Annotated in this window: 10 protein-coding genes; 6 read left to right on the top strand and 4 right to left on the bottom strand. The window is 54.4% G+C overall.

The features are described 5' to 3' along the window. From ACI9KD_RS05785 to ACI9KD_RS05770, 4 genes are all read right to left on the bottom strand, one after another. Positions 1 to 240: enoyl-CoA hydratase/isomerase family protein (locus tag ACI9KD_RS05785; RefSeq protein ID WP_414980210.1), on the bottom strand; the 240-nt coding region annotated here is incomplete at its 3' end. Beyond that, positions 237 to 1,226 (bottom strand): methylmalonyl Co-A mutase-associated GTPase MeaB, encoded by a 990-nt coding sequence (gene meaB, locus ACI9KD_RS05780; RefSeq protein ID WP_414980209.1) that lies wholly within the window; start codon positions 1,224 to 1,226, stop codon positions 237 to 239. The genes ACI9KD_RS05785 and meaB, both read right to left, overlap by 4 nt. A gap of 24 nt (positions 1,227 to 1,250) precedes the next feature. Next, entirely contained in the window at positions 1,251 to 1,637 is a 387-nt protein-coding gene (locus tag ACI9KD_RS05775; protein WP_414980208.1) for a cobalamin B12-binding domain-containing protein, read from the bottom strand. Positions 1,638 to 1,648: 11 nt separating this feature from the next. Continuing rightward, positions 1,649 to 3,283: a methylmalonyl-CoA mutase family protein gene (locus ACI9KD_RS05770; protein WP_414980207.1), complete on the bottom strand. Its 1,635-nt coding sequence runs from the start codon at positions 3,281 to 3,283 to the stop codon at positions 1,649 to 1,651. Between the two features lie 166 nt (positions 3,284 to 3,449). Here ACI9KD_RS05770 and ACI9KD_RS05765 point away from each other — a divergent pair, with 166 nt between their 5' ends. The 6 genes from ACI9KD_RS05765 to ACI9KD_RS05740 all read left to right on the top strand — a co-directional run bounded on the left by ACI9KD_RS05765 (position 3,450) and on the right by ACI9KD_RS05740 (position 12,238). Continuing rightward, positions 3,450 to 4,625 carry an iron-containing alcohol dehydrogenase gene (locus tag ACI9KD_RS05765; protein WP_414980206.1) on the top strand — a complete coding sequence of 392 codons (1,176 nt, stop codon included), beginning with the start codon at positions 3,450 to 3,452 and terminating at the stop codon, positions 4,623 to 4,625. 8 nt (positions 4,626 to 4,633) lie between these two features. Then, the gene (locus tag ACI9KD_RS05760; RefSeq protein WP_414980205.1) at positions 4,634 to 5,359 is read left to right on the top strand and encodes a TetR/AcrR family transcriptional regulator; all 726 of its coding nucleotides are present in this window, start codon (positions 4,634 to 4,636) and stop codon (positions 5,357 to 5,359) included. Between the two features lie 11 nt (positions 5,360 to 5,370). Then, entirely contained in the window at positions 5,371 to 6,987 is a 1,617-nt protein-coding gene (locus tag ACI9KD_RS05755) for an AMP-binding protein (RefSeq protein WP_414980204.1), read from the top strand. A gap of 77 nt (positions 6,988 to 7,064) precedes the next feature. Continuing rightward, positions 7,065 to 9,266, top strand: coding sequence for a TonB-dependent receptor (locus ACI9KD_RS05750; protein WP_414980203.1), 2,202 nt, complete (start codon positions 7,065 to 7,067; stop codon positions 9,264 to 9,266). 470 nt (positions 9,267 to 9,736) lie between these two features. Beyond that, entirely contained in the window at positions 9,737 to 10,963 is a 1,227-nt protein-coding gene (locus tag ACI9KD_RS05745; RefSeq protein ID WP_414980202.1) for an MFS transporter, read from the top strand. Between the two features lie 78 nt (positions 10,964 to 11,041). Further along, the gene (locus ACI9KD_RS05740) at positions 11,042 to 12,238 is read left to right on the top strand and encodes a class I SAM-dependent RNA methyltransferase (protein ID WP_414980201.1); all 1,197 of its coding nucleotides are present in this window, start codon (positions 11,042 to 11,044) and stop codon (positions 12,236 to 12,238) included. Positions 12,239 to 12,251 lie beyond the last annotated feature (13 nt).

Here is a 12,251-nt window from a genome sequence, read left to right as displayed (position 1 = left end):
AGCAGGTGTCTGCTGCGTCGGTGACATGCTGGGATCTTTGAGATTCAGTCCACTACAGAAGTGCTTACCTTCAGCCCGCAAAAGCACCACGCGCACGGATTCGTCGTAAGCGAGTTCCTCAAGGCATTCGACCAGCGCCTCCACCACCTGCGTGCCCAGAGCATTACCATTGCCCGGGCGACTGAGGGTCACGGTGAGTAACGCGTCTTCGCGCTCAAAACACACAGGATTACTGCTCATTCCGTATTGCTCTCCCGGTGGGTAACAGACGTATTCTGAGTGAGGCTTTCGCAGTTGAGCACCTGTGGCAACATGTCGTCAATAACAGCTTCAATGTTTAGAGAACCCGCGGCCAGCTCGGCGACGGAAGCGGCAAAGTCCGGGCAACCCTCATACCGCTGGAGGTGCGTAGTAAAACGACGACTCAACTGCTGAGAAAGCTCCATACCCAATTGCGCATATCGACGACGTGCAAGCTCCCCGGAATCCCGCAAGGATTGATGAACACTAACAATAGCCTCGGCAAGGGACTCCATGCCGGTTCCTTCCGTAGCCACCGTTTCGATAACCGGTGGACGCTGGGATTCCGGGCGAGTCATGATCACGGCGTCAATGTCCCGCCGCGTCGACTCAAGACCGGGTCGATCGGCTTTGTTGATAACAAAAATATCGGCGACTTCCATTAAGCCAGCTTTATTGGCCTGTATCTCATCACCCCAGCCAGGGTTGAGTACGACCACGGCGATATCTGCGGTGTTCACAATATCGAGTTCGACCTGTCCAACACCGACGGTCTCAATGAGCACGAGAGGCCAGGTACAATACTGCAGTAGGCGCCGTGCGGCCTGTGTAGCACCGGCCAATCCTCCGTGGTGACTACGGGTGGCCATGGAGCGGATAAAAACTTCGGGACGCGTCGCGTGCTGATGCATCCGCACTCTGTCCCCCAACAAAGCACCACGACTGATCGGTGATGAAGGATCCACGGCGAGCACCGCCGCCGAGGGAGATGTCTTGAGTAACTCCTTCGTAAGCCCACTCACCAGGGTCGACTTCCCGGCACCCGGGGCGCCGGTAATGCCAATGCAAAGCCTGCTCCCGTCATCTGCATCGCCCAGGGGAATACCCGGGAGCCGCTCTCCGCGCTCAACAGCACTGATTAAACGCGCTAAGGCACGCCTATCGCCGGCTCGAGCTAGATCGAGCATGCTCACGAGAGTATCCATTGACGTCGTCACGCTAGAAACGACTCAGGCAATTCCGGTGAGACGACGCGCTGAATCGACGATGTCAGGTAATTGCGAGCCCGGCGGAAACACCTCGACACCCAACGCCTCAAGCCGACGTTTTGCGTGAGGAGGAACAACACCACCACAAAAAATCGGCATGCCTTTGCATTCTTTTTGCACTGACTCCACCGCGCGAAGTGCGACGTCAATGTGTCCGCCTATGTTGAGGCCGACCAAATCAACATCTTCATCAATAGCGGCTTGTAACACTTCATCCGAGCGGGCCATGCCGATCATAATGACCTCAAAGCCAGCATCTCGAAGTGCCGTCGCCACAATCGTAGGGCCGCGCCAATGTCCATCAAGACCCGTTTTGGCCATGAGAATACGTTTACCAGTGTCAGCCATTCTTATTGTCCTTAGGTCTGTATGGGGGTTGCCCAGTCGCCAAACGCGTCTCGGTATATATCACCGACTTCGCCCAGAGTGACTTCGGACTCCAGCGCATTCATCATTGCCGGCATAATATTGCTATCCGATCGAAGCACCGTCTCAAGTTCTCGCATAGCATTCCCTGCCGCTTTTTCATGGCGAGTGCGTTTGACTTCTTCGAGGCGCGCAAGCGCTACGTCGAAGGCATCATCGACCCCCATAAAGCCGTCTATCTCGTAGGGAGAGATATCATCTGTATGATGCGTCACACCGATGATTTTCTGGGTGCCATCGGATTGCGCCATGAACTCTTTATGCTGATTTTCCGCAGCTTTCTGATGTATCCAGCCACTATCCAGTACCGCCAAGAATCCACCTTGCTCCTGAATCTCTTCAAAGAACACCCAAGCCCGTTCAATCAGTTGTGCCGTCAGGGTTTCGACGTAGTAGGAACCACCCAAAGGATCCGTAACCGCGGCAATATTCGTCTCTTCCTGCAATACCTGCTGAATGCGCACAGACATTTGATGGGCATGCTCAGACGGAATAGAAAGCGCCTCGTCATAGCCACTCACCCCCAACGACTGCACACCGCCAAGTGCCGCTGCCAGGCCCATTAAGGTACCTCTGACGATATTGTTAATAGGCTGCTGGTAAGTCATGCGAGAGCCCGCTGTTACGCAGTGGATGCGTAAGTTGCTGACTTTGGGGTCGTGTACGTCATAGCGCTCTCTGAGCAGCTGTGTCCACATAAGACGTGCCGCTCGCAACTTACTCGCCTCCTCAAAAATATCCATGGACATACGAAAACTCACACCACCGCAGGCACGGGCCGCACGGGCGATAGGCATCGTACCCCGCCGATTAATCTCATCGAGATACTCCACAGCATTGGCAAACAAGGCCCCTAGCTCCTGCGGGGCATTCAAACCGCTATCGGCACCGTTGTAGCCTGCAATTGATACGGGCACCCACCGAGGCAGATGTTGATCGCAGAACTCCATAATATCGGCGTTAAACCGTAACCCCGCATCCGTGGGAATTTGCTGTTTGGTAACGCAACCGAGGTAGGTCAAAAAGAAGTCGCTTTGACCCGTACCGGGAAGTCGAGACAAATCAAAGCCCCGTTGCTTGGCCACTGTCCAGTAGCCCGCAAGGGCGAAAGGCGCGTGCTGAACCACCGCGCCGCCGGCATGCCCGTAGCTGGTTTCAATGGGAAGGTCCTTCATGCAGATATCAATATCCCGCACACTTTGCATCACCGCGCCGGTCAAACCTACATCCTCGCGGCGAGCCATAACCTCGGGGTGATCAACGTTGTACAGATGATCCCCAGTGTTGCGGTCATGCTCCATGATGAAACCGGTTTCACCCTGCTCCAGCAGAAACTGAATACGTGCGTTTTCGTCCTCGGGCTTGCCGAAACCACTGAGCTGAAAAATACGCCAAGGCTTGGTGCGATATCCCGTGGGGTAGCTGCCGCGATGGAATGGCGCTTCGCCTGGCGCCGCATCGAGGACTTTTTGGTGCGCCGCGGGAATGTCCTCTGCCATGTAATAGCTTTTTAGGGGGATGCCGGAGGCACTGACCCAGTCGCCAGAATCATCGGGTGGTTGCTGCATAAGACGCCCTGATTGTTGGATTATTCGATGGGAACACCCCGCCGAAGATACTAACTCCAATGAACCCCTGTATACTGAGTAAAGATTTGCTTGACTGTCAATAAGAAAATATTACTCTAGCTATGTAACCGCGCAAGCTGACATAAATAAATATAAGGATCCAGCAATGGTGTCTCCCTCAGTTTTTGATCTGACGGCCACAGAAAAGGTGTATATGGGCGAGCGTGCTTCCGTCGCTATCGCCCAGGAAGCCGATCGAATGGGAGCCCAAAGGGTGTTCCTGCTCGTAAGCTCGAGCCTTAATGCACAAACCGATGAGATCGACCAGATCCGCAAGGCTTTGGGAAGCAAAGTCGTAGCGACCTATCACGGTATGCCTGCCCATGCTCCGCGCGCTGCCGTGCTGGAAGCGGCGGCTATTGCCAGGGATGCCAATGCCGACCTGGTCGTTACCGTCGGTGGTGGATCCGTCACAGATGCCGGAAAAATAGTCACTATCTGCCTCAAGCACAATATCCGCGAGCACGATGAGATGGATAACTTTCGGGTTTACGTCAATGATGAAGGCGAAGTCATCAAGCCGGTATTTGACGGCCCGGATGTGCGCGCCATCATCTGCCCTACGACCCTGTCCGGCGGAGAATTCAACCCCTTGAGCGGCGCCACCGACGAGAAAGTGAAGCTTAAGCAGGCTTACGAAACACGTCTCATGGCCCCCGTCACGGTGATTCTCGATCCCGCACTCACTGTGCACACACCCGAGTGGCTATGGTTATCTACCGGCGTTCGCTCCGTTGATCACGCCCTGGAAGCACTGGGCTCACTGCAATCCAATCATTTTGCTGACGGCATGGCGGCCAGCGCGCTGGAATTATTAAGCGAAGGCCTGTCCCGCGTTAAAGCTGATCCTAGCGACCTGGAAGCACGACTCAAGTGTCAGGTCGGCGCCTGGCAGTCCATGATCCCTATTGTTGGCGGCGTCCAAATGGGCCTCAGTCACGCTGTCGGGCATGTACTGGGCGGCAGTTTTGATGTGCCTCACGGATATTGCTCCTGCGTCATGGCACCCGCGGTACTGGCCTTTAATGCATCCGTCAACGGCGATCGTCAAAAGCGTATTAGCCGGGCCTTTGGCCGCCCGGACGAGGCTGCCTCAGTAATCGTCGATGAGTTCATCACGAGCCTGGGCATGCCACGCTCGCTGGCGGCTGTAGGGGTCACCGAGGCCGACCATGCGCTGGTTGCTGAAAACACCATGCATGACTTCTGGGCACGCACCAATCCACGAACCGTAGAAAAAGCCGAAGATGTATTGCCGGTACTAAAAATGGCCGCCGGATAAAACACGCGGTGACAGCAGAACCCTCACTGGCCGACAAACAATCCGCGGGGGGCGGGCTCAAGAGCGAGCTCGCCACTTTTAAACGCCGGCGAATTCGCGAGGAAGCTGCGCATCTCTTTTTTCAGCAAGGCTATGAAAGCGCCACGATCGATGCCATCGCCGAACGTCTGAAAGTCACCAAACCCTTTATTTATAGTTACTACAAGAACAAAGGCGAGATCCTGTTCGACATATCCAATCTAGGCATCAGCTTGTCATTGGAAGCGCTGGACAATTGCCTGGCGTCTCCCGGATCACCTTGGGACCGGCTAAAGCTCATTGTCGACAACGTCACGCGACTGATTCTTGATAACGAAGAAAATATCGTGGTTTACCTTCGCGAAGAGAAAAACCTCGATGAGGCGTCAGCGAGAGAAATCCGCGAACTACGCTCACTCTTTGATCATCGTATTGCCGCCTTACTGCTAGAGGGCATCAATGCCGGCGAATTCACCGTCGACAACGCTGGCCTCACCGCCACGACTATTGGCGGCATGATGAGCTGGGTAGCGCTTTGGTATACCCCGGGCGGACACTGGTCAGAGACCGAAGTTTTGGCAACGCTCATACAAAACGTTGCCAGAATCGTCTGCTCGCCGATTCGTATCGAGACCCTTGACCTTGAATTACGAAAAGAAGGCCAGGCCACCTCCAAAAAGACCCTGGGAACCCCAATAACAGGTACCAATCAATAGAGGAGAGCTTTGTGAGTGCAGTTCATCAGGACCCACGAGTGCCAGCGCGAGAAGACTGCGTTATACGTTACCTCATCGACAAGTGGGCCAAGGAAATCCCCGACACCGTATACGCCATCTTTGAAGATGGTGACACCTGGACCTACAAAGAGCTACGCGATGAGGTGATCAGCGTGGCCGCTGGGCTGGCAAAGCGTGGTGTGTGTCAGGGTGACCACGTTGCCGTTTGGCTGTTTGGTGGTCGAGAAGGCATTCTCACCTTCTTTGCCATCAATTATCTTGGTGCCGTTTTCGTACCCTTTAACACCGCTTACAAAGGCGGGCTTTTAGAGCATGTACTCCACAACTCCGATGCAAAACTACTCGTTTCCCATCGCGATCTGGTTCCGCGGCTGGCAGATGTCAATACCGCAGACCTTAGCGCCGTTATCGCTGTGGGCGGCGACGTACAAAGCTCGCCCTTACCCTGTGAAGCCTTCGAACAGCTCGTCGACCAAAGCAACGAACTCCCGGCACTGCAACACCCCATCGAACCTTGGAACAATCAATCGATAATCTACACGTCGGGCACTACGGGCCCTTCCAAGGGCGTGCTGTCTTCGTACCTCCATTTGTTCACTAATGCGGGACCAGAGACCTGGCACTTTGTAAATGGTGAGGATCGCTTTCTTATCAATATGCCGCTATTTCACATCGGGGGCATGGGCATCATTTCGGTAATGCTGGCGCGCGGTGGGTCCATAGCGGTAATGGAGACTTTTGACACCGAGCGCTTTTGGCCCTTTGTACGCGAAACAAAAACCAGCGCTGCATTCCTGCTGGGAGTGATGGCGACCTTTTTGCTCAAACAACCGCCATCTCCGGATGATCAGAACCATAGCCTGAGGCTCGCATTCATGGTGCCCATGACTGAAGCAGCAGGCGACCTGCATACGCGCTTTGGGATGGATATTTACACGATCTTTAACATGACTGAAATTTCGTCACCGATTGTCTCTGACCCCAACCCCACCAGCCGCGGGACCTGCGGCAAAAAGCGCGAGGGCGTTGACGTGCGTCTCGTGGACGAAAACGACTGCGAAGTAGCCATAGGAAACGTTGGCGAAATGTTGGTTCGAACCGACCGGCCCTGGGGCATGAACTCGGGCTATTACAAAAACCCGGCAGCAACATCTGAAGCGTGGCGCAATGGCTGGTTTCATACGGGCGACTGTTTCCGTCAAGACGACGAAGGCTATTACTACTTTGTTGACCGTCGCAAAGACGCCATCCGTCGTCGGGGTGAGAATATCTCCTCCTTCGAAGTTGAAGCAGAGGTGGTCGCCTACCCTGAAGTCCGCGAAGCCGCAGCCTATGGCGTACCCAGCGCACTCAGTGAAGACGATGTCATGATCTGCGTAGCCGCCGTCGAAGGGCGGAGTATTGATCCGGCGGAGCTGACGCAGTTCCTGATCGAACGCATGGCCTATTTTATGGTACCGCGATACATCCGAATCATGGACGAACTACCAAAAACCCCATCGGCGAAGGTCTTAAAACACCTACTCCGCGCGGAGGCCATCACAAACGATACCTGGGACCGAGAAAAAGCAGGGATCAAAGTAAAACGGGAGACACTGGGCAACTAACTAAAAGACAACACACGAGAAAACTGCAGAATTCACCCATGCAAAACCATAATTTAATAACAGGGCAGGGAAATATCATGCAAAGCATACCGTCGAAAATATTAGCCGCTGCCGTCACGGCCGCAGTACTAACACCAGGTCTGGCCGTCGCGCAAAACGCACTCGAAGAGGTGGTGGTAACGGCAACTAAACGAAACGCCAGCCTCTCGGACCTATCCGTTGCGGCTAACGTAATTGGGGCCGATGCTATCGGGCCGGGTGGCGTGCAAACCGTTCGGGACATGTATACCGAAGTACCTAACATGTCGATCGGTGACCAATTTGGTTTTGCCCGAATATTTATGCGCGGTATTGGCATGACCAGTATCGATATCGGCGGTGAAGGTGCGGTATCAATACTTCAAGATGGCGCCATTATTCCGCGCCCCGCTGCCCAACTGGTCGGAATGTTCGACCTCGAGCAGCTCGAAGTTCTCCGTGGCCCCCAGGGCACACTCTACGGACGAGGTGCAACCGCTGGGGCCATTAATGCTGTTACCGCTAAACCCGGAGATGAGCTAGGTGGTTACATCAACCTCACCGCCGGCAATTACAGCATGGGAACGCTTGAGGGTGCTGTTGACCTCCCTATCACCGACTCTCTTGCCTTACGCCTCGCCACCAAGATAGAGCGTCGTGATGGTTACGGAACCAACCTGTTTACCGGCAATGACGTCGATGATCGGGATGCGGAAGCCTATCGAGCGACGCTGAGCTACAACCCAGACGCTAACTGGGATGCAACGCTGTCCTATCAGTACTATGAAGAAGACGACAACAACTATGCCTTCCACTACTTCGGACCTTCTGCAGGCACAGCGGGCGGCCTACCGCCGGCAGTAACAGCCTTAGGGGGAAGCACCATATTCGATGTGGGTGGCTCACCGTATGACATCTACTCCGATCAGGAAGCCATCAATACCCGAGAAGGCTTCATGGCGAACATGATCCTTAACTTTGAATTTTCCGAGAACGTATCGCTACGCTCAACCACCTCAGCACAGAATATGGAGCGCTTCCTTCGTGACGACCTGGATTCCACCGAAGTGGATCTGTTCGGTCAGAATAACTACACAGAAGAGAGTGACTCCTTCGGGCAGGAATTTACGTTCAACGTAGAGCGCAACAACTACAGCATTCTTGCAGGAGCGATGTATTTTGAAGAGGAGCTATTTGGTGAAGTGTTTGTACCTCTCACAAACTTTTGCTTCTTCGCTGCGCCAGCCACCTGTGGAACCCCCATCGGAGATTTTCTGAACAGCGGCAAATACTTGCAAGATGGCAATGTGGACATCACGGCCTACGCGGCATTTGTGGAGGTCACGGTTCCCCTAAGCGAGCAATTCACAGTGATTGCCGGTGCTCGCTACAACTACGAAGAGCGGGAAGGGACCGGCGCATTCATCTTTGATGCCGCGGGAATAAACGTACCTACTGATGCAAAAGCTGACTGGGATGACATTACTCCGCGCGTCACCTTAGAGTATCGACCCAACGACGATACCTTGATGTATGCGACCTATAATCAGGCCTTTAAATCCGGCGTGATCAACACTGGTAGCCTCAGCCCCCCTCTCGATCCCGAGACCGTGGATGCCTTTGAACTCGGCTACAAAGGCAGCAGCAGTGACGGCCGGCTGAACTATTCCCTCGCCGCGTTCTTCTATGACTACCAGAACGTACAAATATCTTTTGTGGACGAAACCAGCACCGTCAGCACCGTCAACGCAGCAGAGGCCGAAAACTACGGCGCAGAGCTTGAGCTGACCTATGCTATGACCGAAACACTCACCGTCGATCTGTTTGCGACCTATCTGAGCGCCGAATATAAAGAGTTCATCAACGGCGACTATGCCAACGGCTTCACCCCAACGGACCTGAGTGGAAACACGCTCCCGAACGCGCCGGAATACACATTCAAACTCGGTGTCACCTATCAAACGGCTCTTGGCGACGGCAATTTGCGAGTTCGCGGCGAAGGCTACTACCAGGATGATGTGTACTTTACCGAGTGGAATCGTAGTGACGCCTTTCAAGAGGGCTACGGGCTCATCAATGCCAATGCGGACTACAGTTTTGGTCCCGATGGACGGTTGATGCTGAGCCTCTGGGGTCGCAACCTGAGTGACGAAGAAGTTATCTCTAACAACATCATCACCGCTCCACTCTACAACTCCCTGCGCGTAGGCTCCATGCTACCGCCACGCTCCTACGGACTTACGGGCTCTTACTCGTTCTAGTCCTGGATAGTCAGGCCTCGGTCGTCCTTGGACCGTAGGCCTGACTATCCTTTTGGGAAGCCTCTGGCCTGCCTGACAAAGAATTACGTCACGATATCTATGTTGCCTCCGTTCGTGGTGAAAAAGTCACAAGCAGACATTTACTGATTGCGTAGTGGCCGCGAGGTAGAGGATGATGCGCGGCTGTAAAAATACGTCCGGATCTGTGGACCAATGAATAAGCTTCATTCACACACTTGCTGCACGCATACCCCTGACTTTGGGGCGGTACCTGTGGTTCTGCGCAAAACGCAGACGACCGTAGGGGTTTGCATGCGCCACGCAATAAGTGGTTCGAGGAAGCTAAACGCGTAATTAAACGCTGTTTTAAAAAGGCCTCCGAGAACTTAGGGCTCGGAGGCCTTTTTCGTTTAAGACCCGAAATAAGACTCTCCCTGCCCGAGTTCCCGGTAGCAAAAAGGGTGAGTACCGTGCAACGGTCATTAAGAGTCAACGCAAACGTCATCTATCTCATGGGCTTCTTTCATAGCTTCGTGCTGATCGTGCCTATTTTTGTGCCGCTGGTGCAGGCGCACGGCTTGTCCATGACGCAGATATTGCAGACCCAAGCGCTATACGCGCTCACAATTGCTTGCTGCGAGGTTCCCTCGGGCTATATCGCGGACATCTGGGGCCGACGCCGCGTAATCATCATCGGTTCTGGCATCAATGGCTGTGGTTTCTTGTGGCTGATTTTTGCGGATGGCTTTGGCGACTTCCTGATTTACGAAGTGCTGTTGGGTATAGGTGTCAGCCTTATCTCCGGCGCAGACCTCGCGTTGCTCTATGACTCACAGAAGCAGCTTGAAGGCACTGAGGAAGCTGGGCCAGGCGCAAGCAAGGCACTTAGCCGACTAATCTCTATCGAAGCAGCTGCCTCCGGACTAGCCGGTATTGGCGCGGCGCTACTGTTGCTGATTGGCGACATGCAAGTGTTGATTGCGGCGCAGGCCTTCTGCGGCTTCATACCGTTAATACTGGGTTTCTTGCTCATGGAGTCGCCACGACCCACGCTCACACAAAGTCACAGCGCAAATACCGCAGCAATTCTAGAAATGCTCCTGCGAGGTAAGCCGGTGGTGCTGTGGACTGCTTTTGCGATCGCGACCTTTGGGCTTCTGGCCATGTATGCCTTTTGGGTTTATCAAAAGTATTGGGAAATGCAGGGCATCCCGATTGAGCACTTTGGGTACATATGGGCGCTGTTTGCCCTTACGGTGAGCGTGGGAGCACGTTATGCCAGTTACATCGAGAGCAAGCTGGGATGGCGACGGCTGTTGATAATAACGGCAATCCTACCGCTCATCGGCTTGATGGGTATGGCTTACGCGGGAGGATGGGTAGGTGTGATGTTTGGATTTTCTATCCAGCTGAGCCGCGGCATGAGTCTTACCTTGTTTTATGATGCCTTGAATCGACGAATCCCCGGAGATTTTCGCGCCACCGTCAACTCGCTGGTGAGTTTGGCCGTGCGTAGCTTGTTTATCGTGACCGGCCCCTTATTGGGCTGGTCTCTGGATACCCAGGGCATACGGGTGACTTTGCTCGGCCTTGTGATTGTGTTTGCGCCGATACTGCTGGCAGTGATCATGGGCCTCGGTGTGCGCATTCGACGGGAGAGCGGCGGATTATCGCTCACCTCAGCAACATCAGCCTAAGCCGCTATCGCCGCCACCTGGCATCGCGCGTCATGATTACTGATCGCGTGTTAAATTTGCGTGCTAGGGAGAATGTCATTGTTTAAGCGACCATTACGCAAGATACCTAAGGGACCTAAGAAACACGATACCGGACTCAGGCCCGGTCATCGCTTCGAGGGCGAGGTGCGTGACCTCAGTAGCGATGGGCAGGCCGTGGTCGCGCATCCTAGTGGACGCGTCTTTTTTGTGCCCGGGGCCTGGCGTGGCGAATCCGGTCTGTTTGAAGTCACCAGTCTGAAGGGCCGCATGGGCTTTGCTCGAGTGGTTTCTTTGACCGAGGAATCTGAGCAGCGTCGAACCCCGCCCTGCCCCCATCACGGCTTCACCAGTGACAGCTGCGGCGGCTGCCCCTGGCTGTTTATGGATTACCAGGAACAACTACAAAGCAAGCAACAGCAGTTGCTTCGAGTGCTCCAGCCTCTGAATACCGCACTCGAACTATCCGCCATCTGGGCCGCTCCGGAAGAGCTTGGCTACCGTAACCGGGCGCAATTGAAATCGGATGGCAAGCGTTTAGGCTATGTCGCCGGAAGCTCCCGAGACCTCGTGGAGGTTAGTGATTGCCTGGTTCTGAACGCAAAGAATCGTCAAACCCTGAGCGAGTTACGTGCCCAGCTACCCGATCCATCCTGGAAGCCCGGTCGCGCAAAACAGTGGACGACTTTGGACATCGATGACGACATTGACGCGGACAAGGTTACTGTTAATGAACGCCGGCCCTTTCGCCAGGGCAATAGCGCGCAAAATCAGCGTATGCGTGATTGGTTGCAAGACCGGATCCTGCAATTGCAGACGCCTTCGCCAGTCGTAGAACTGTTCGCCGGATCAGGGAACTTCACCGATGTCCTGGTCGCCGCTGGCTGTAAACCTGTCTGTGCCGTGGACAGCTACCACCCGGCCATCGAAGCTCTTCAGAAGCGATCATTAGCGGGCGTTACTGGACTTTGTAGTGACCTAGGCCGGACCGGCAGCGCCTCCGAACTCGAATCGCCGCTGTCCACTGCGAAGCTTCTGCTGTTAGACCCTCCGCGCGAAGGCCTAAAAAATATCCAGGACTACCTGTCTCTAGCGCCCGAATTGAGCACGATCATCTATATATCCTGCAATCTCGCAACGCTCGTCCGAGACCTGCAGGTAGCTATAGACCACAAATTTCAACTGCGCGAGGTGCAGCCACTGGATCTCTTTCCACAAACTCCACATATCGAAGTGCTAACGGTGCTTAGCCGCTAGTACCGCAGCTCTA

Source organism: Congregibacter sp. (genome assembly GCF_047617445.1).
GTDB lineage: Bacteria > Pseudomonadota > Gammaproteobacteria > Pseudomonadales > Halieaceae > Congregibacter.
The sequence above is the reverse complement of the archived record's forward strand: the minus strand, read 5'-3'. Positions and strand labels throughout refer to the sequence as shown.